General features: G+C 65.9%; 21 protein-coding genes. 5 read left to right on the top strand and 16 right to left on the bottom strand.

The genetic code is table 11. The features are described from left to right. The first annotated feature begins 213 nt into the window (after nucleotides 1-213). Entirely contained in the window at nucleotides 214-918 is a 705-nt protein-coding gene (locus HV766_RS19185) for a TetR/AcrR family transcriptional regulator C-terminal domain-containing protein (protein ID WP_175181695.1), read from the top strand. A gap of 70 nt (nucleotides 919-988) precedes the next feature. On the opposite strand, the gene HV766_RS19190 is transcribed toward HV766_RS19185, so the two are convergent. The 7 genes from HV766_RS19190 to HV766_RS19220 form a co-directional block, all read right to left on the bottom strand. After that, entirely contained in the window at nucleotides 989-1,120 is a 132-nt protein-coding gene (locus tag HV766_RS19190; RefSeq protein WP_042792660.1) for an entericidin A/B family lipoprotein, read from the bottom strand. A 42-nt stretch (nucleotides 1,121-1,162) separates the two neighbouring features. Then, nucleotides 1,163-1,858, bottom strand: coding sequence for a fumarylacetoacetate hydrolase family protein (locus tag HV766_RS19195; RefSeq protein WP_054451075.1), 696 nt, complete (start codon nucleotides 1,856-1,858; stop codon nucleotides 1,163-1,165). A 166-nt stretch (nucleotides 1,859-2,024) separates the two neighbouring features. After that, complete coding sequence (locus tag HV766_RS19200) at nucleotides 2,025-2,327, bottom strand: Dabb family protein (RefSeq protein WP_054451074.1); 303 nt, start codon at nucleotides 2,325-2,327, stop codon at nucleotides 2,025-2,027. Beyond that, nucleotides 2,327-4,204 (bottom strand): ABC transporter permease, encoded by a 1,878-nt coding sequence (locus HV766_RS19205; RefSeq protein ID WP_119450536.1) that lies wholly within the window; start codon nucleotides 4,202-4,204, stop codon nucleotides 2,327-2,329. Before HV766_RS19205 ends, HV766_RS19200 begins: the two co-directional genes overlap by 1 nt. Nucleotides 4,205-4,217: 13 nt before the next feature. Next, nucleotides 4,218-4,910, bottom strand: coding sequence for an ABC transporter ATP-binding protein (locus HV766_RS19210; protein ID WP_054451072.1), 693 nt, complete (start codon nucleotides 4,908-4,910; stop codon nucleotides 4,218-4,220). A 1-nt stretch (nucleotide 4,911) separates the two neighbouring features. Then, nucleotides 4,912-5,673 carry an ABC transporter ATP-binding protein gene (locus HV766_RS19215; RefSeq protein WP_175181696.1) on the bottom strand — a complete coding sequence of 254 codons (762 nt, stop codon included), beginning with the start codon at nucleotides 5,671-5,673 and terminating at the stop codon, nucleotides 4,912-4,914. Between the two features lie 10 nt (nucleotides 5,674-5,683). Then, a complete protein-coding gene (locus tag HV766_RS19220; RefSeq protein ID WP_054451070.1) occupies nucleotides 5,684-6,463 on the bottom strand; it encodes an SDR family NAD(P)-dependent oxidoreductase in 780 nt (259 codons plus the stop codon). 174 nt (nucleotides 6,464-6,637) lie between these two features. Here HV766_RS19220 and HV766_RS19225 point away from each other — a divergent pair, with 174 nt between their 5' ends. The 4 genes from HV766_RS19225 (at nucleotide 6,638) to HV766_RS19240 (ending at nucleotide 9,935) form a co-directional block, all read left to right on the top strand. Continuing rightward, nucleotides 6,638-7,036: a cupin domain-containing protein gene (locus tag HV766_RS19225; protein ID WP_054451069.1), complete on the top strand. Its 399-nt coding sequence runs from the start codon at nucleotides 6,638-6,640 to the stop codon at nucleotides 7,034-7,036. Between the two features lie 68 nt (nucleotides 7,037-7,104). Continuing rightward, nucleotides 7,105-8,316 (top strand): ABC transporter substrate-binding protein, encoded by a 1,212-nt coding sequence (locus tag HV766_RS19230; RefSeq protein ID WP_054451068.1) that lies wholly within the window; start codon nucleotides 7,105-7,107, stop codon nucleotides 8,314-8,316. Beyond that, nucleotides 8,316-9,077 (top strand): SDR family oxidoreductase, encoded by a 762-nt coding sequence (locus tag HV766_RS19235; RefSeq protein ID WP_054451067.1) that lies wholly within the window; start codon nucleotides 8,316-8,318, stop codon nucleotides 9,075-9,077. Before HV766_RS19230 ends, HV766_RS19235 begins: the two co-directional genes overlap by 1 nt. A 15-nt stretch (nucleotides 9,078-9,092) precedes the next feature. Next, on the top strand, nucleotides 9,093-9,935 hold the full coding sequence (locus HV766_RS19240; RefSeq protein ID WP_054451066.1) for an IclR family transcriptional regulator: 843 nt from the start codon (nucleotides 9,093-9,095) through the stop codon (nucleotides 9,933-9,935). Here the strand turns inward: HV766_RS19240 and ppa are convergent, their stop codons facing one another. From ppa to sucD, 9 genes are all read right to left on the bottom strand, one after another. Further along, nucleotides 9,936-10,466, bottom strand: a complete 531-nt coding sequence (gene ppa / locus HV766_RS19245; RefSeq protein WP_013392552.1) for an inorganic diphosphatase — start codon at nucleotides 10,464-10,466, stop codon at nucleotides 9,936-9,938. It lies immediately after the preceding gene. 32 nt (nucleotides 10,467-10,498) lie between these two features. Continuing rightward, nucleotides 10,499-12,121: a heme biosynthesis HemY N-terminal domain-containing protein gene (locus tag HV766_RS19250; protein WP_119450539.1), complete on the bottom strand. Its 1,623-nt coding sequence runs from the start codon at nucleotides 12,119-12,121 to the stop codon at nucleotides 10,499-10,501. Nucleotides 12,122-12,126: 5 nt separating this feature from the next. Next, nucleotides 12,127-13,320: a uroporphyrinogen-III C-methyltransferase gene (locus HV766_RS19255; protein ID WP_054451064.1), complete on the bottom strand. Its 1,194-nt coding sequence runs from the start codon at nucleotides 13,318-13,320 to the stop codon at nucleotides 12,127-12,129. A 37-nt stretch (nucleotides 13,321-13,357) separates the two neighbouring features. Then, the gene (locus HV766_RS19260; protein ID WP_175181697.1) at nucleotides 13,358-14,176 is read right to left on the bottom strand and encodes a uroporphyrinogen-III synthase; all 819 of its coding nucleotides are present in this window, start codon (nucleotides 14,174-14,176) and stop codon (nucleotides 13,358-13,360) included. Beyond that, on the bottom strand, nucleotides 14,176-15,123 hold the full coding sequence (gene hemC, locus HV766_RS19265; protein ID WP_119450542.1) for a hydroxymethylbilane synthase: 948 nt from the start codon (nucleotides 15,121-15,123) through the stop codon (nucleotides 14,176-14,178). The genes HV766_RS19260 and hemC overlap by 1 nt, the downstream gene beginning before the upstream one ends. A gap of 9 nt (nucleotides 15,124-15,132) precedes the next feature. Beyond that, nucleotides 15,133-15,255, bottom strand: coding sequence for a hypothetical protein (locus HV766_RS30305; protein WP_042792647.1), 123 nt, complete (start codon nucleotides 15,253-15,255; stop codon nucleotides 15,133-15,135). Continuing rightward, nucleotides 15,242-15,961 carry a TerC family protein gene (locus HV766_RS19270; RefSeq protein ID WP_054451061.1) on the bottom strand — a complete coding sequence of 240 codons (720 nt, stop codon included), beginning with the start codon at nucleotides 15,959-15,961 and terminating at the stop codon, nucleotides 15,242-15,244. The genes HV766_RS30305 and HV766_RS19270 overlap by 14 nt, the downstream gene beginning before the upstream one ends. A gap of 112 nt (nucleotides 15,962-16,073) precedes the next feature. Continuing rightward, nucleotides 16,074-16,772, bottom strand: a complete 699-nt coding sequence (locus HV766_RS19275; RefSeq protein WP_054451060.1) for a TerC family protein — start codon at nucleotides 16,770-16,772, stop codon at nucleotides 16,074-16,076. Between the two features lie 357 nt (nucleotides 16,773-17,129). Next, nucleotides 17,130-18,011: a succinate--CoA ligase subunit alpha gene (gene sucD, locus HV766_RS19280; protein ID WP_013392545.1), complete on the bottom strand. Its 882-nt coding sequence runs from the start codon at nucleotides 18,009-18,011 to the stop codon at nucleotides 17,130-17,132. Nucleotides 18,012-18,027 lie beyond the last annotated feature (16 nt).

An 18,027-nucleotide genomic window follows, 5' to 3' on the forward strand; every position in this document is an offset into this window, starting at 1 on the left:
GCGAACCACCTCCATTCCGTGCAGCCTGCTGCTGGTCACGACGTTGTTGGCGGCGATCCATGCACCCTCTGATCAGCATCCCGCCTCTTCAACGCCATATTCCCGGTCGGGAATATGGCGTTGAAGTTAGTGTTACGATCAACTGAGGTCAAGCAGGGTTTTCCGCAGGATGTGCCATGCTTTCCGCGCTCAAGCAGACTTGAGGCGGCCTGCTTGTTGACCAAACATCACGCCGAAAAGACGATGAAAAAAGACGTTTTAGGGGAAGTTGAGCGCGGAAGAGGAGAACGAGCCGGCCTTGATCTGGACCGGATCTTGCGGGTGGCAAGGCGCATCGGTCACGACAAATTGTCGATGCAGGCACTGGCGGATGCGCTCAATGTGGACCGGAAGGCGCTCAACTATCACGTGAAAGATCGCCAGACGCTGCTGGCGCTTGTCGCGAAGGACACGCTGACGGCCAGCTTCAGCAGCGCCGACATCGCTCACGCGGCCACATGGCAAGACGCATGCAGGACCTACGCGACCCACCTGGTCGACGCCGCCGTCGCCATGGGGGGCTTGGCGGAACATCTTCGCTTTGACGATTCCGAGCTGATGAGCTGGAACCTGCTGCCGACCGAGGAATTGCTCGAACAGCTGAATCGGGCGGGCTTCAGCGAAGCGGCCGCGGTGCGCCTGGCCGTGCTGCTGGCCGCCCTCTGCGTTGGCCATGTGAAGGATATCTGGCAGGCCAGGTCAGCGGTCGATCGCACCAGACCTCGCCAGCTTCAGAAATGGCTGGATTCGGTCGATGGAAAGTCCTATTCACGGCTACGCCAGGCCGTCGCATTGGGAATCGACACCTACGGGCCCGAGCAACTCGATTTCTCACTCAGGATTTTCATAGCGGGCGCAGAAGCACACCTTGCTTCCTAGCGTCTGAACGTACAAAGGCCTGAGCGGGGCGTGACTCCCAACTCAGGCCCTCTCAAAACCGCCCCGGCAATTACTTGTCGGCGGCGTTGGTAATGGCGTTGCCTGCCTTCGACATGTCCTTGCCCATGCCCGCGACGGTGTTGCAACCGGCGAGAACGAAGCCGAACACGACGAAGGCGGTCAGCACGATCTTGCTGCGCATGCTGGCGCTCCTGAAGTGGTGAAAACGGATCCGGGGCGTACTTTAAACGATCTGGACGCGCAGTTCACCCAGGCCTTCGACGCCGCCGGTGATCACGTCGCCTTGCAGCACGGCGCCCACGCCTTCGGGCGTGCCGGTGAAGATGAGGTCGCCGGGTTGCAGTTCGAACAGGCCGGACAGGTAGGAAATGCTCTCAGGAATGTTCCACAGCATCTGCGAAATGTCGCTGGACTGCTTGCGCTGGCCATTCACGTCCAGCCAGATGGCGCCCTTTTCCAGGGTGCCGACGACGCTGCGCGGATGGATCGGACCCAGCGGCGCGGACAGGTCGAAGGCCTTGCCGATTTCCCAGGGGCGGCCCTGCTTCTTCATTTCGCCTTGCAGGTCGCGGCGGGTCATGTCCAGGCCCAGCGCATAGCCCCACACACACTCATTGGCCTGTTCGACCGGGATGTCGCGGCCGCCCTTGCCCAGCACCACGACCAATTCCATTTCGTAGTGCAGGTTGGAGGTCTTGGGCGGATACGGCATCTTGCCGGTTTCGCCGTCGGCCACGCTCAGCACGGCGTCGGCCGGCTTGCAGAAGAAGAACGGATCCTCGCGGCCCGTGAAGCCCATTTCCTTGGCGTGTTCGGCATAATTGCGGCCGACGCAATAGACGCGACGCACCGGAAACAGCGCGGCGCTGCCGGCAACGGGAACCGCGACGGGCGGCTGAGGGGGCAATACGTAGTCCATGTTCACTCGACCTATGAAGAATACGTGGCCGGAATCCGGCAATAGAAAACAGCCAGCCCCGCGAGGCGCCCGCTACCGCGGGCGGCCTGCCCTGCAGGCGGCCAGACGATGAAAAGTCATCCGCGAGTTTATCCCTTTCCGGGAGCCCGGGCGCGGTTCGGGCCATTCAGCTGAACGTAGGAATTTCCCCGTCATACACCACCAGGCGCTCGATGAAGCCGGCCATGTAGGCCTTCATCTCCTGGTGCGCGGGCGAGACCTGGTAGCGGTCATGCGCGGGGCTGTCCGCAAAGGCCGCCACCACGGCGTGGGTCAGGCCGTCCGAGCGGCTGGCTTCGTTGGGCCGGAAGGCGTAGCCCGCCACGCCTTCGCATTCGGCCAGGATGCGTTGGCAATAGCCCTGGACGCGGTCATGGAAGCGCGCGTCGGCGGCCTCGGACAGCTGCAGCATTACGACATGCAAGTACATCAGGATTCCTTTTTCGTACGGGTAAGCGCCAGCCAGGCTCGCGAGACCAATCCCATGATGCCGTCGCGGAACAGGAGGACGCAGAGGACGAAGATTGCGCCCTGGACGATGAGCACCCAGGAGCCCAGCGGCGCCAGGTAGTTCTGCAGCGACACGAAGGTGAACGCGCCGGCCAACGGGCCGAACACCGTGCCGATGCCGCCCAGCAGCGCCATCAGCACCACTTCGCCGTTGGCGTGCCAATGCACGTCCGTCAACGACGCGACGCCGAACACCAGCACCTTCAGGCCGCCGGCCAGCCCCGCCACCGAGGCCGACAGCGTGAACGCCATCAGCTTGTAGCGCGAAGTGGAATAGCCCAGCGAGCGCGCGCGCTGCTCGTTGTCGCGCACCGAACGGATCACCTCGCCAAAGGGCGAGTTCAGCACGCGCAGCACAAAGGCATAGCCCAGCGCGAACACGGCCAACGTGAAGTAATACATCGGCATCACGCCTTCAAGATCGAAGATGCCGAACAGCTTGCCGCGCGGCACACTCTGCAGGCCGTCCTCGCCGCCGGTAAAGCCCGCCTGGACCGCGATGAAATAGACCAGTTGCGACAACGCCAGCGTGATCATCGCGAAGTAGATGCCCTGGCGCCGGATCGCGACGGCGCCAAACGCCAGACCCAGCAGCCCCCCCGTCAGCACCCCGGCCAGTAGGCCGAGTTCGGGCGTGGCGCTCAGCAGCTTCATCACGATGCCGGTCGCGTAGGCAGCCGCGCCGAAGAACGCGGCATGGCCGAACGACAGCAGGCCCACGTAGCCCACCAGCAGATTGAAGGCCGCGGCAAACAGCGCGAAGCACAGCACCTTCATCAGAAAGGTCGGATAGATGAACCAGGGCGCGGCGATGGCGGCCACGGCCAGCGCCGCCATCGCCACGCGCATGCCGCGGCGGCTCAGCTGCACCGGCTCGCGTGTGGCCTCGGCGGCCAGCACGTTCTGCACCTGCAGCGGCTTGCCGAACAGGCCCGCGGGCTTGCACAGCAGCACCAGTACCATGATGATGAAGATCGCCAGGTTGGCGGCCTCGGGATAGAACACCTTGGTCAGGCCTTCGATGATGCCCAGCCCGAAACCACTGATGATGGCGCCCATGATGGAGCCCATGCCGCCGATCACCACCACCGCGAACACCACCACCACGAGGTTGGAGCCCATCATCGGACTGACCTGGTAGATCGGCGCGGCGATCACGCCCGCCACCGACGCCAGCGCCACGCCCAGCGCGTAGGTCAGCGTGATGAGCAGCGGCACGTTGATGCCGAAGGAGCGCACCACCGTCGGATTCTCGGTGGCCGCGCGCAGCATCGCGCCCACGCGGGTCTTCTCGATCAGCACCCACACGGCCAGGCACAGCACCAGCGACACCGCCACCGCCCAGCCGCGATACCAGGGCAGGAACATGAAGCCCAGGTTGACGCCGCCAGACAACGCCTTGGGTATCGTGTAGGGCAACCCCGATACGCCATAGGCCTGACGCAGGCCGCCTTCGATCAGCAGCGCGATGCCAAAGGTCAGCAACAGCCCGTACAAGTGATCCATGCGGTAGGTGCGCGAGATCAACAGGCGCTCGACCACGATGGCGAACACGGCCATGATGAGCGGCACCAGCACCAGCGCTGCCCAGTAGTTCACGCCCAGATAGTTCAGCAGCATCCAGGCCAGGAATGCACCCGCCGTGTACTGCGCGCCATGGGCGAAGTTGATGATGTTCAACAGGCCGAAGATCACCGCCAGCCCGATCGACAGCAGTGCGTAGAACGAACCGTTGATCAGGCCGAGCAGCAGTTGGCCGAATAGTGCCGTGGACGGCACGCCGAATATTTCGAACACGTGGATTCTCCCCTCAGACGCCCAGGCGGCGCTTGATCCGCTCGGGATCGTTGCGCGCTTCTTCTGCCGACAGCTGGTCGACGACGCAGCCGTGCTCCATGACGTAGTGGCGGTCAGCCACCTTGGTCGCGAAACGGAAGTTCTGCTCGACCAGCACGATGGTGAAGCCCCGCTCCTTCAGGGTGCGGATGGCATGCCCGATCTGCTGCACGATGACGGGCGCGAGGCCCTCGGTGGGTTCGTCCAGCAGGATGAGCTGGGCGCCGGTGCGCAGGATGCGCGCGATCGCCAGCATCTGCTGTTCGCCGCCCGACAGGTTGCCGCCGGAACTGGCGCTGCGTTCGCGCAGGTTGGGAAACAGCGTGTAGATTTCGTCCAGCGACATGCCGCCATCGGCCAGGCGCGGCGGCAGCATCAGGTTTTCGGTCACGTCCAGGCTGCGGAACACGGCCCGTTCTTCGGGGCAATACACCACGCCCAACCGCGGAATGCGGTGCGCCGCCATGCCCACGGTCTCCTGGCCGTTCAAGCGGATGGAACCGCGCCGCTTGTCCATGATGCCCATGATGGCGCGCAGCGTGGTCGTCTTGCCCGCCCCGTTGCGGCCCAGGATGGTGACGAGTTCGCCGCGCCTGACTTCCATGTCCACGCCGTGCAGCACGTGGGATTCGCCGTACCAGGCGTTGAGGTCCTTGATAACCAGCATCTCAGTGCGCCTCCTCGTCGGAGCCCATGTAGGCCGTGATGACGCGCTCGTCGCTCGACACGGTGGCGTAGTCGCCCTCGGCCAGCACCGCGCCGCGCGCCAGCACCGTGATGGTGTCGGACAGATCCGCCACTACCGACAGGTTGTGTTCGACCATCAGGATGCTGCGGTTGGCGGACGCGCGCCGGATCAGCGCGGCGATGCGGGTCACGTCCTCCTGGCCCAGGCCCGCCATGGGCTCGTCCAGCAACATGATTTCCGGCTCCAGCGCCAGAGTCATCGCGATTTCCAGTGCGCGCTTGCGTCCATAAGGCAGCAGCGCCGCGGTGGTGTGCGCCAGGCCGGAGAGGCCGACCGCGTCCAGCAGTTCCATGGCGCGGCCGTTCAGGTGGTCGATGCTGCTGCGGCTGCGCCAGAAGCGCCAACCATCGCCGTGCTGGCGCATCAGCGCCACGCGCATGTTCTGCAGCGCCGTCAGGCCCAGGAACACGGCGGATATCTGGAACGAGCGGACGATGCCCAGGCGCGCGATCTGCTCGGGCGCCAGCGCCGTGATGTCGCGGCCCCGATAGTGGATGACGCCCGCGTCGGGCGCGAGGAACTTGGTCAGCAGGTTGAAGCAGGTGGTTTTGCCTGCGCCATTGGGGCCGATCAAGGCATGGATGGAGCCTTCGCGCAGGGACAGGGACACGCCGTCGACGGCATTGAAGCCGCCGAACCGCTTGACCAATCCCTGGGCGGACAGGACCGCTGGGGTGTTCATGGGCGCGCTCCTACATGCGGGCCAGCAGGCCGCCGTCGATCGCCAGGACGTGTCCGTTGACGAACGCGGCGCCCGGCGAGGCCAGGTAGACCACCGCGGGTGCAATGTCTTCCGGCGCGGCCCAGCGGCCGGCGGGCACCGCCGTGGCCAGGAAGGACTGGAACTGCGGATTGTCCTGCAGCCCCTGCGTGAAATCGGTGCGCACGAAACCGGGCGCCAGCGCATTGCAGGTGATGCCGCTGGCGCCGTATTCGACCGCCAGCGCGCGCGTGAAGGCCGCGATCGCGCCCTTGGCCGTGGCGTAGGCGGCGATGTTGGGCATGGTGGCCTGCCCTGCCACGGACGACATCAGCACGATGCGGCCGAAGCCGCGCTTGCCCATGCCGGGCAGCACGGCCCGCGCGCAATGGAAGGCGCCGTTGACGTGCACGTTCTGCAAGGCCTGCCATTCGGCGGAGCTCATCTCCACCACGGGCTTGCGGTTCTGGTTGCCGGCATTGCTGACCAGTACGTCGACCGCCAGCCCCGCGTTATCCAGTTGCGCGACGGCATCGGCCACGGCCTTTTCGTCGGCGACATCGAAAGGCGCCCCGTGGGCCTTGATGCCTTCGGCCGCCAGGCGCTCGCAGGCGGCCGCGCAGGCCTCGCCGGAAAGATCGTTGATTACCACCTGGGCGCCAGCCTGGCCCAATGCTCGCGCGATGGCGTAGCCCAGTCCCCTTGCTGCGCCCGTCACCAGCGCGACGCGCCCCGCCAGACCGAACGTGCGGTCCAGATAGTCGTGTTTCAAGCTTGTCTCCTTGGTCTTATATGCGCCGGATTTCTTGGCCCGGCCTGTGTCGCTGCATGCTTGCGCCAGGCGAAAACATGATTGACATAAATCTCAATATACGCGACTATTTTTAAACACTCAATAACAAGATTTTTTCTTTATCTCTCATAAAGAGTTCTGGTAGGAGACATCATGGCCCTGGAAACTCCCGGCTGCCCCGCAGCCAACGCCTTGCCGCCCCTGGCTTCACGCTTCCTCAAAGTTGCCGATCTGCCGTGGAAACCGACGCAAGTGGAAGGCATAGACATGAAGGTGCTGATGCAGGACAAGGAGACCGGCTTGCTGACCGCCCTGTTCCGCTGGCAGCCCGGCACCGAGCTGCCGCTGCATGAGCACGTGGAGGTCGAACAGACCTTCGTGCTGGAAGGCTCGATCGTCGACGCCGAAGGCGAGGTCTGCGCTGGCGACTACGTGTGGCGTCCGCGCGGCAACCGGCACGTGGCGCGCGCGCCCAATGGCGCTTTGGTGCTGAGCTTCTTCCTGAAACCCAATATGTTCATCGACGCCTACGCCGGCCAGACGCTGGAGTAAGCGGCCCCGGCGCGACCGTCCGGCACAGGACGGCGCGCAAAGAAACTAGCCCCCGAGGAGACATACCCATGAAGACCCGTTTGAAGAACAGCCTGGCCGCCTGCGTGCTGGGCGCCCTGTCCGTATCGGCCCAGGCGCAGGTATCCGATGACGTCGTGAAGATCGGCGTGCTCGGCGACCAGTCCGGCATGATGGCCGACCTGTCCGGCAAGTTTGGCGTGGAAGCCGTGAAGATGGCCGTCGAGGATTTCGGCGGCACCGTGCTGGGCAAGCCCATCGAAGTGATCTCGGCCGACCACCAGAACAAGGTCGACATCGGCGTGGCGACCGCGCGCCGCTGGTACGAGAATGACAAGGTGGACCTGATCCTGGACGTGCCCAACTCCGCGATCGCACTGGCGGTGCAGGACCTGACCCGCCAGATGAAGCGCGTGGTGATCTTCACCAGCGCAGGCTCCGCCGACCTGACGGGCAAGGCCTGCTCGCCCAACGGCATGCACTGGACCTACGACACCTATGCCTATGCCACCGGCGTGGCCAACGGCGTCATGGAAGACGGCGGCAAGAGCTGGTACTTCATCACTTCCGATTACGCCTTCGGCCATTCGCTGGAGCGCGACGCCATGGCGGTGGTCAAGGCCAAGGGTGGCCAGGTCGTAGGCAGCGTGCGCCACCCGATCGCCAGCGCGGACTTCTCCTCGTTCCTGCTGCAGGCGCAGGCCTCCAAGGCCCAGGTGATCGGCCTGGCCAACGGCAGCGGCGACACCATCAACAGCATCAAGCAGGCGTTCGAGTTCGGCATCATGGGCAGCAAGCAGCGCGTGGCCGCCCTCTTCATGAGCATCGTGGACGTGCGCAGCGTGGGGCTGGAATACGCGCAGGGCCTGAACCTGGTGGAACCCTTCTACTGGGACCTGGACGACAAGTCGCGGCAATGGTCCGAGCGTTATTTCAAACGCACCGGCCGCATGCCGTCCATGGTCCAGGCCAGCAACTACAGCGCCGCCATGCACTACCTGAACGCCGTCAAGGCGGCGGGCACGGACGCGTCCGAGCCGGTGCTGAAGAAGATGCATGAGACGCCCATCAACGACTTCATGACCGAGAACGGCCGCATCCGCGAGGACGGCCGCATCATGCGCGATCTCTATCTGTTCCAGGTCAAGAAGCCCTCGGAATCCAAGCGCGACTGGGACTACTACAACCTGGTGCGCAAGATTCCGGCCGAACAGGCCTTCCGTCCGCTCAAGGACGGCGCCTGCCCGCTGGTGAAATCGTGATGGACGGCGCGCTTGGACTGCTGGCCGGCAAGCGCGCCATTGTCACGGGGGGCGCCAACCCCCGTGGCATAGGCGCCGCCATCGTCGAGCTCTTCATCGCCCAGGGCGCCACGGTCGCGGTGTTGGACCAGGCCTATCCGGAAGGCGCCGGCGCGGCGCTGGCCGCGAGCCGCATCGACCTGCACTGCGACGTGTCCCGTTCGGCCTCCTGCGAGGCGGCGATTGCCCGCGCCCGCGAGGCGCTCGGCGGCATCGACGTGCTGGTCAACAACGCCGGCATCGTCGCGGCCACGCGCATCTGGGACCTGCCCGAGGACGAGTTCCGCCGCATGGTGGAGGTGAACCTGACCGGCACCTACAACGTCACGCATGCGGCGCTGCCGGAATTGCTGCAAAGCGCGCGGCGTCCGGCCATCGTCAACCTGGGCTCCACCGCCGCCTTGCGCGGCGGCGGCCTGCTGGGCGGCTCGCATTACGCCGCATCCAAGGGCGGCGTCATCAGCTTCACCAAGGCGCTGGCGCGCGAGCTCGGCCCGCGCGGGGTGCGCGCCAATTGCGTGGCGCCCGGCATCATCGAAACGGACATGACGCTGGGAAAATTCGGCGAAAATTGGGAACAAGAACTCAAACAGGGCATTCCGCTACAGCGTTTCGGCTCGCCCGCCGAAGTCGCCCAGGCCATACTTTTCCTGGCCTCGGACCTGTCCTCCTACTCAACCGGCATCGTGGTCGACGTCAATGGCGGCTTCCACATTCACTAGGCGCGCCCTCCCGCAATGAGCACTCCAGACCGCATGTTGTCCATCCTCGACCTCTTTCGCGACGACACCACCGCCGCGTTCCAGGAAGACGTCATGGCGCATCTGGACTGCTCGCGCGCCACGGCTTACCGCTACCTCAAGTCGCTGACCGAAAGCGGGCTGCTGGCACCCACCTCGGGCGGCGCCTACGTGCTGGGGTCGCGCATCATCGAGCTGGACCGCCATCTTCGCCAGCACGATCCGCTGATGCGCGCGGCGCGCGAGGTCATGCGGGCCACCGGCGACGAGCTGCACGCCAACCTGATGCTGTGCAACTACTACGGCGACAAGGTCATGTGCGTGGACCGCTACTGGACCGATGATTCCATCGAATCGAGCTACGCGCGCGGCCGTCCCTACACCATGTTCCATGGCGCCACCGCCAAGCCCATCCTGGCCAACCTGCCGCCGTACCAGCTGCGCAACCTGATGCTGTGGCACGCCGCGGAAATCCGCGAAGCCGGGCTGGGGGAGGATTGGGACGAATTCCGCGCCAACCTCAAGCGCCTGCGCGCAGCCGGCGTCTACGTGTCGCACGGCGAGGTCGACCCTGGGCTGATAGGCATAGGCTCGGCCATCTTCAGCGCCGAACAGAAAGTCGTGGGCAGCCTGGTGTTCATCGCCGCGGAAGCGCGCACCTCGGCCGAGCGGCTGGAGGTACTGCAGGCGCGCATCCAGATCGCGGCCGCGCAGGTGTCGCGCAATCTGCAGGCTCCGCAAAGCAACGGCGCGGCGGCGATCGGCATCATGCCGTCGCGGCCGCGCCGCATCAAGACGTCAGCCGGCGGCGCTGCGCCGGCCAAATCCAGGAAGCCGTAATCAGGCCTTGTTGTAGCGCTCGGCGCTGCGGACGATTTCCTCGTGCGCGGCGTCCAGGCCCTTCCAGCCCTTGACCTTGACCCACTTGCCCTTTTCCAGGTCCTTGTAGTGCTCGAAGAAATGCTGGATGCGGGAGATGTCTTCCGCCGGCAGATCTTCGTAGGACTTGATGTTGCGGTACGGGGGGTACAGCTTTTCGATCGGCACGGCCAACAGCTTGGCGTCGCCGCCCGACTCGTCGTCCATTTCCAGCACGCCGATGGCGCGGCAGCGCACGACCGCGCCGATCTGGATCGGGAACGGGGTCAGCACCAGCACGTCGGCGGGGTCGCCGTCTTCGGACAGGGTTTGCGGGATGTAGCCGTAGTTGCACGGATAGTGCATGGCAGTCAGCATGAAGCGGTCAACGAAAATCGCGCCCGTGTCCTTGTCGACCTCGTACTTCACCGGGTCGGCGTTCATGGGGATTTCGATGATGACGTTGAAGTCTTCCGGCAGCTTCTTGCCAGGGGAGACGCGATCAAGACTCATGATTCAACCTTGTTGTGTGTCTGAAGGATTGTTCAAATCGAGCCGTCGTCCTTGAACGGCGGCTTGGTAGCCGGCACGGGCGCGGCGGCAGGCGCGGGCTTGGACCCGGCGGGCGTAGCCGGAGCGTACGTGGGCACGGGATCATCGAAAGCCGCCGCCGGGATGGGGGCGCTGTCGAAGTACTCGTCGATGTCGGAGGTGCCGCCGCCGGCCAGCGGGGCATCCTCGGGAGCCAGCGCACGCTCGCGCTGTTCTTTGTTCTCGCGGGCGTCCGGATCCAGCACGTAGTCGGAGGCCGACGCCGCCACGGCCGGCGGCAGCGCGGGGTAATCGCCGCCAAGTTCGGTGTCGCTGTCGACGTCGGACAGGCCCACCGCATAGCCGCCTTCGGCGTCCACGCGGTAAGGATCCGAACCGGTGTCCGCGGCCGGCAAGGCGGCATCCGCCGCCAGCACCGGCAGCGCCATGCTGGCCGCCGTTGCCAGGCGCCAGTGGCGCACTGCGTCGGCGGGACGGTCCAGGCGGTCGTACAGGCTGCCCAGCAGCGCATGCGTCTGCGCATCGCTGCGGCGGCTCAGGCTGCGCAACAGATAGCGTTCGGCCTGGCCCCAGAGCTGGCCGTTCAGGCACAGCATGCCCAGCGCGGTAAGCAGGTCCGGATCGGTGGGACGCTGTTGCAGCCAGGTTTCGGCACGGGCCAGCCGGCGCGACACCTGCTCGGCCTCGCAGCGGGCGTAGGCCGCCACCAGGGCGGGATTGAACTTCACGGCGACTGCGGCTTCCAGCACGCGTGCGGCCTCGCTGGCTTCGCCGGCGGCCTCGAACGCCGCCGCGCCCGCCAGCGCGATTTCCGGCAGGAGGCGCTCCTCGGCCTTGAGATCCTTCCAGATGGCGCGCCAGGCGTCGCTGCCACCTGCGGCGGCGGCGCGCAACCGCGCCGCGCCCGAAGCGTCGATCAATTGATCGGCTTCGGAACGGGCCAGCGCATTGCGGCGCACCAGGCCCCGCGCCAGCGTGAACACCTGCTCGTCATGATGCAGGGCGGTGTGCGCACGCAGCAGCAGGCGCATGGTGTGCAGATGGCGCGCGCCGCCGTCGGCCAGCGGCTCCAGCACGGCCAGCGCGCGCTCGGCGCGGCCCTGGTCCAGCAGCATGTCGGCCGACACGGTGGCAGTGGCTTCGATCAGGCCGGCATCCGTGCCGGCTTGCTCCTGCGCGATCGCCAGCAGGCGGTCGCGGCGGTCGAACTCGCCCAGGCCATGCGTGGCGCGGGCGGCGGACAAGGCCGCCAGCACGCGGCGCGTCTGGACCTTGGTCTGATCCAGCAGCTTGGTCAGGTCTTTTTCGGCGGTGGTGTAACGCCCTTCCAGCAGGCCGATCCAGCCGCGTTCCAGCAATTCGTGGTCGCGCGCCTGGGCGCGCTTGCCGCGCCAGGCCCGCACGCGGTCGGGAATGGCCAGCAGCCACGCCAGCAGGCGCAGGCCCACGTACAGCACGATGAAGGCCGCGACGATCAGCAGGACCGCCAACGTCAGCGACATGCTGATGCGCCACGGCCAGACCAGCAACAGCACGTTGCCGGAGTGCGAACGCAGCACCACCGCCAGGGCGACGGCGACGACGGCGAGCAGCAGTGTCCAGAACCAGGTACGCATAAGCCTCAGTCCTGTCCGCTGGTCTTGAAGCCCGCGGCGCGCAGCGCGGCCACGGCGTTCAGGCTGTCGGCCACTTCCGGCATGCGCACGGCAATGTCGGTCTGCGCCAGTTCGCGTGCCAGGGTCTGGGCCGCGACGGTGTCGGGGGACCGGCCGTCGAAATACTTGGCGAGCGTGACGCCGACGTTGTCGAGTTCGCTCTTCCAGACGGCGGGCTGGCGCATCAGCATGGCCAGTTGCGCCGTCAGCAGGCGTTGGCGCAGCGTGCCGCGCACCTGGTCGGCCTGGTCGGGCGACAGCAGCAAGGCAGCCGGCTCGTCCACGCGCTGGATCGTGATCAGGCCGCCCAGTTCATGCGCCAGCGCGGAGCCGGCGCGGCCGGGCCAGGAGGCCATCTCGGCGCGCCAGCGCTGCCACCAGGGCGCGTCGGCCGGCAAGCCCGCCAGCGGATCGACCGCGGGGGCGGGTGCGGCCGCCGGCGCGGCTTCGCCGGCAGGCGCCACACCCGGGGCGGCGGCGTCCGGCACCAGCAGCGGCGCCTTGCCGATCAGCGCCACGAGGCGGTCGATGCGGGCCGACTGGGCAGGGATATCCACGGTGGACACGGCGCGCAAGCGGTCCAGGTCGCCGTTGATGGCTTGCTGCAGGCTGGAGAAACGCGGGCGGTCGGCGCGCGCCAGGCGCGATTGCGCCGTTTCCAGCGCCACGATCGCGTTGGAGACATTACCGGCCAGGCGCAGTTGCTGGTTGGCAATGGTCAACAGGCGCTCGACGTCGTTGGCAAGCAGTTCGTCGCTGGCGCTGTCGTTGAAGTTCTGCCAAGCCAGCTGCAAGGCGTTGTACTGGCTTTGGGTTTCGCGCACGGTGTCTTCAAGTTCGCCGACGCGGCCGGCCTGGGCTTGGGCCAGGGCCAGGGCCTCGCGGGTGTCCTTGCGGGCTTGCGCCAGATCGGTGGTCAGCGTTTCGAGGCGCGTGGCGACCTCGCGGCCGGCGGACACGAACTGGGTGCGCTGCATCCAGAGGGCGTAACCCAGGCCGGCGGCCAACAGGATCAGGATGATGAGGGCGGGGACCAGCGGGCCACTGCGGCGCTTGGCCGGGCGGGCCTTGACGGAATCGGCCGGGGCCGACGCGGGCGCGCTTGCACCCGGGGCGGCCGTCGGAACGACCGGATCGGTAGCGGGAGTCTTGTCTGTCATGACGCGATTGTATTCGGTGTCAGTCCGATGCAACGAATCAAGCAGCAACAAAAGCCTGGAATATCGACTCGTCGTTGGGCAAGCAGATTTTTACCATCGGCCGCGCCCCGCCTTCATGACAGGGCTGTGGCAGCCGGCGCTCCAGGGAGGGATGCGTCAGCACAAAGCTGCACCGCGCCCACCAGTCCGCCAGGCCAGCCGCCTCCAGGCCCGCCCGCAACGCATCCGCGCCCTCGCCGCTGGTGATCAGCCAAGTGGCCGGAATGCCCGCGTCCGCCCAGCGCCGCAGGCTGGCGACCTGATCGGCGCCCCAGCTCGCGGGGCGCCGCAGGTAGGCAGCATGGCGCGTCACGGCCGCGCCGTGCGCCTCGAGCTTGTCACCAAGCCAGTCGCGGCCCTGCGTGCCGCGCACCAGCAGCACGCGCGCGGGCATTTGCGGCAGCCCCAGCAAAACCGCCCAGAGCGCCTCGGAATCGTGGCTGGGCGCGCTTTCAGGGGGATGCAAAACTGTTGTATTCGCGCCAAAGCAGGGGGACAGGCGCAAGACCTGCGCACTGGCCGGCCCGACTGTGGCGGCGATGACGCCCGCCGGCCAGGGAGCCGGCCCGTCCGCCTGCGCCCATTGTTCCAGGTACAGCTTGGCCGCATTGCCGCTGACGAACACGACCATGTCGTAGTCGGACGGACGCGGCGGCCCGCCGGTCGCGGCCGGCAAAACCTGGATTTCCAGGGCGGGAAGAATGCAGGGCGTCCAGCCGGCGCTCTGCAGGCGGCCTGCCAGGGCCTCGTTGCGGCCGTCGGGCCGCGTCAGGATGGCGACCCGCGGCGGTTCGGCGGCTGCGGACGCCATGACCATCAGTCGGCCCTGGGCGGGTCTTGCAGCAGTTCGCGCAGGATGTCCTGGGCGCCTGCGTCCAGCAGCGCCTGCGCCGCGGCCTCGCCGATGGCCTGGGCCTCGGCCACCGGACCGCTGCGGGCCGTATGGACCATGCGCACGCCGTCGGGCGACGCCACCAAGGCGCGCAACGACAAGGTGCCGCCGGCAATTTCAGCGTACGCCGCCAGGGGCACCTGGCAGGATCCGCCCAGCTTGCGGGACACGGCGCGCTCGGCCACCACACAGGACGTGGTGTCGGCGCTGACCAAGGGGGCCAGCCAGGCGCGCATGTCGTCGCGGTCGTCGCGGATCTCGATGCCCAAGGCGCCCTGCCCGGCCGCCGGCAGGCTGTCTTCCGGTTCGAGCAGGCTGCGGATGCGCGAGCCCAGGCCCAGCCGCTCCAGGCCGGCAGCGGCCAGCACGATGGCGTCATATTCGCCCTTGTCCAGCTTGCCCAGGCGCGTATCGAGATTGCCGCGCAGCGGCTTCACGACCAGCTCGGGATAGCGCGCACGGATCTGGGATTCGCGGCGCAGGCTGGACGTGCCGACGACGGCGCCCGCGGGCAGGTCGGCCAGCGAGCCATGGGTATTGGAGACGAAGGCATCGCGCGGATCCGCGCGATCGAGGACAGCGCAAAGCTCGAACGGCGCCTGCAGATCGACCGGCACGTCCTTCAAGGAGTGCACGGCCAGATCGGCGCGGCCGTCGAGCAGCGCGTTTTCGAGTTCCTTGACGAAGAGACCCTTGCCGCCCACCTTGGAGAGCGTGCGGTCGAGGATCTGATCGCCTCGGGTCGTCAGGGTGAGTAGCTCAACCGCGCACGCCGGGTACAGCGTGCGCAGCCGGTCGCGCACATGCTCGGCTTGCCACAGGGCAAGCCGGCTGGCGCGGGTCGCGATGACCAGGCGTTGCGGTAGAGACACGAGACGGCATCAAACGAAATTGGAGACGATGACCGTCGCGACCACCCCGAGGATGGCCAGCACGAAAAGGCCCTGAAGGAGGCTCAGGCCCGATTCGGATTGCTGGGGATCGGTGGATCTACGCAGACTCATGTGCTGATTCCTTGGAAGCGGTTTTGCGGCTTGCCAGCCACCGTCCAAGGACAACAACGAGCAAGGCGCCAATGATTTCTGCGCCGATTTTAACCGCAGTGGGCTGCACGCCGAATTGACGCTCGACAACCACGTCGGTGATCAGCATGCCGCCGGCGATCCAGCCCAGCAAGGCCGCGCCGAAGGTGACGACCAGCGGATAGCGATCGATGAGCTTGAGCACCAGGGTGCTGCCCCAGATGATGATGGGCACGCTGACGATCAGGCCGAAGGCGACCAGGCCGATCTGGTGGTCGGCGTGGGCGTTCTGGGCCGCGCCGGCAATGGCGATCACGTTGTCCAGGCTCATCACGAAGTCGGCGATGATGATGGTCTTGATCGCGGCGGCGATGGATGTGCCGCCCTTGATGTTGCCATGGGCATCGTCCTCGGGAATCAGCAGCTTGACGCCGATCCAGACCAGCAGCAGCCCGCCCACGACCTTCAGGAAGGGGATCGACAACAGCGTCAGGGCGAAGGCGATCAGGACCACGCGCAGGATGATGGCGCCCGCGGTACCCCACAGAATGCCTTGCATGCGCTGCTTGGGCGCCAGATTGCGGCAGGCCAACGCGATCACGACGGCGTTGTCGCCGCCGAGCAGGATGTCGATGAGGATGATCTGGAATACCGCTGTCCAACTCAGCGTCTGGAAAAACTCAAGCACTATGAACCCCCGAAGGCATTTATGAAAAGAGTGGCCGGTCCCGGTCCGGCAAAGCCCGCCGCGCGCGACGCGGCGGGCTTATTCAGTACAACGTATTAGTATAATTCAGCTTTCAGTCAGCTTTCTGGCGCATCAGCAAAACTTTGCCGATAGCCAGCACCAGCACCGCGCCCAACGCGCCTGTCATCAGCGCAAAACTGTGCTGCGTCACGCCCAGGGCAGCGTCGATGCGCGCCACCGGTTCCTGCAAGGCCGGATCGCCCACCAGCAGTTCGCCCGCGATGAAACCCAGCAGCGCCGCCCCCACCCAGACGATGACCGGGAAGCGCTCGATGACCTTCAGGAGCAGCGTACTGCCAAAGATGACCAGCGGAATACTGATGGCCAGACCCAACACCAGCAAGGTCGTGTCGCCCATGGCGGCGGCGGCAACGGCCACCACATTGTCCAGGCTCATGACCAGGTCGGCAATCATGATAGTGCGGATTGCGGTCAGCAGATTGCCTTGCGTCTTGCCGGCTCCGTCTTCCTCGCCCTCGGGCAACAGCAGCGTCACGCCGATATAGACCAGGAGCAGCGCGCCGATGAGCTTGAGCCAGGGCAGCAGGAGCAGCTTGGCCGCTACCAGCGTCAGCACGATACGCATGATGATCGCCGCGGCGGAGCCGACCACGATCGCTTTTTTCTGTTGGGCCGGAGGCAGCGAACGCGCCGCCAGCGCAATAACCACGGCGTTGTCGCCCGATAGCAGAATGTTGACCCAAATGATCTGGAGCAATGCTATCCAGAATGCCGCTGAACTGAGTTCCATGCCTCTCTTTCCTAGGTGTGATCCCCCTAGGACAAACCAAATGAATGGGTGAAATAAGACGAAAAAAAACGTACTGGCCGTCTTGGTGCGAGCCCGACGGCATTCTTGCTGGGTACGTGCAGAATTTCTTTCATTATAGTTTCGTTCAGCTTTCCGTATGTTTGCCAGGCCGCGACGTGGACGCGGGATTTCCCTAGGATTACGGAAAAAAAGACGAAAAAAAGCCCGCCGGAGCGGGCTTCGATTGGCGGATGCCAGTTGCCGGGAGCCAGGGGTTTGACGCCGGAAGCGGGACTTCCGCCAGCAGGCCGCGGGCGCCGGACGCAAGCAGCGTCCGGACGCGCGGCCAGGCGCTTTTTACAGCACCGACTTGAGCAGCTTGCCCATTTCGGACGGGTTGCGCGTGGTGCGGATGCCGCAGGCTTCCATGACTTCCAGCTTGGCGTCGGCAGTGTCGGCGCCGCCGGAGATCAGCGCGCCGGCGTGGCCCATGCGCTTTCCGGGAGGAGCGGTGACACCAGCGATGAAGCCGACGACCGGCTTCTTCATGTTGTCCTTGGCCCACTCGGCAGCGTTGACTTCGTCGGGTCCGCCGATTTCGCCGATCATGATGACGGCGTCGGTGTCGGGATCGTCATTGAACATCTTCAGCACGTCGACGTGCTTCAGGCCGTTGATGGGGTCGCCACCGATGCCGACGGCGCTGGATTGACCCAGGCCCAGCTCGGTGACTTGCGCCACGGCTTCGTACGTCAGGGTGCCCGAACGGCTGACGATGCCGATGCGGCCCTTGCGGTGGATGTGACCGGGCATGATGCCGATCTTGATTTCGTCGGGGGTGATCAGACCCGGGCAGTTCGGGCCCAGCAGCAGGGTCTTGCTGCCCTTGGCCTTCATGCGGTTCTTGACTTCCAGCATGTCACGGACCGGGATGCCTTCGGTGATGCAGATCACCAGATCCAGTTCGGCCTCGACGGCTTCCCAGATGGCGGCAGCGGCGCCCGCGGGCGGCACGTAAATGACGGACACGGTGGCGCCGGTGTCAGCCTTGGCGTCCTTCACCGAAGCGAAGATCGGCACGCCTTCGAAGTCTTCACCCGCCTTCTTGGGGTTCACGCCGGCCACGAAAGCGGCCTTGCCATTGGCGTACTCACGGCACATGCGGGTGTGGAACTGGCCCGTCTTGCCCGTGATGCCCTGGGTGATGACCTTGGTGTCCTTGTTGATCAGAATCGACATTTGTGAATCCTTGGAT

Source organism: Achromobacter aegrifaciens (genome assembly GCF_902859735.1).
Lineage (GTDB): Bacteria > Pseudomonadota > Gammaproteobacteria > Burkholderiales > Burkholderiaceae_B > Achromobacter > Achromobacter aegrifaciens.

Bases quoted from the DNA above. Each gene is read 5' to 3' on its own strand.
- HV766_RS19190 (WP_042792660.1), bottom strand. From the start codon at position 1,120: ATGCGCAGCAAGATCGTGCTGACCGCCTTCGTCGTGTTCGGCTTCGTT.
- HV766_RS19195 (WP_054451075.1), bottom strand. From the start codon at position 1,858: ATGGACTACGTATTGCCCCCTCAGCCGCCCGTCGCGGTTCCCGTTGCC.
- HV766_RS19200 (WP_054451074.1), bottom strand. From the start codon at position 2,327: ATGTACTTGCATGTCGTAATGCTGCAGCTGTCCGAGGCCGCCGACGCG.
- HV766_RS19210 (WP_054451072.1), bottom strand. From the start codon at position 4,910: ATGCTGGTTATCAAGGACCTCAACGCCTGGTACGGCGAATCCCACGTG.
- HV766_RS19215 (WP_175181696.1), bottom strand. From the start codon at position 5,673: ATGAACACCCCAGCGGTCCTGTCCGCCCAGGGATTGGTCAAGCGGTTC.
- HV766_RS19225 (WP_054451069.1), top strand. From the start codon at position 6,638: ATGGCCCTGGAAACTCCCGGCTGCCCCGCAGCCAACGCCTTGCCGCCC.
- HV766_RS19230 (WP_054451068.1), top strand. From the start codon at position 7,105: ATGAAGACCCGTTTGAAGAACAGCCTGGCCGCCTGCGTGCTGGGCGCC.
- HV766_RS19235 (WP_054451067.1), top strand. From the start codon at position 8,316: ATGGACGGCGCGCTTGGACTGCTGGCCGGCAAGCGCGCCATTGTCACG.
- HV766_RS19240 (WP_054451066.1), top strand. From the start codon at position 9,093: ATGAGCACTCCAGACCGCATGTTGTCCATCCTCGACCTCTTTCGCGAC.
- ppa (WP_013392552.1), bottom strand. From the start codon at position 10,466: ATGAGTCTTGATCGCGTCTCCCCTGGCAAGAAGCTGCCGGAAGACTTC.
- HV766_RS19250 (WP_119450539.1), bottom strand. From the start codon at position 12,121: ATGCGTACCTGGTTCTGGACACTGCTGCTCGCCGTCGTCGCCGTCGCC.
- HV766_RS19255 (WP_054451064.1), bottom strand. From the start codon at position 13,320: ATGACAGACAAGACTCCCGCTACCGATCCGGTCGTTCCGACGGCCGCC.
- HV766_RS19260 (WP_175181697.1), bottom strand. From the start codon at position 14,176: ATGGTCATGGCGTCCGCAGCCGCCGAACCGCCGCGGGTCGCCATCCTG.
- HV766_RS30305 (WP_042792647.1), bottom strand. From the start codon at position 15,255: ATGAGTCTGCGTAGATCCACCGATCCCCAGCAATCCGAATCGGGCCTG.
- HV766_RS19275 (WP_054451060.1), bottom strand. From the start codon at position 16,772: ATGGAACTCAGTTCAGCGGCATTCTGGATAGCATTGCTCCAGATCATT.
- sucD (WP_013392545.1), bottom strand. From the start codon at position 18,011: ATGTCGATTCTGATCAACAAGGACACCAAGGTCATCACCCAGGGCATC.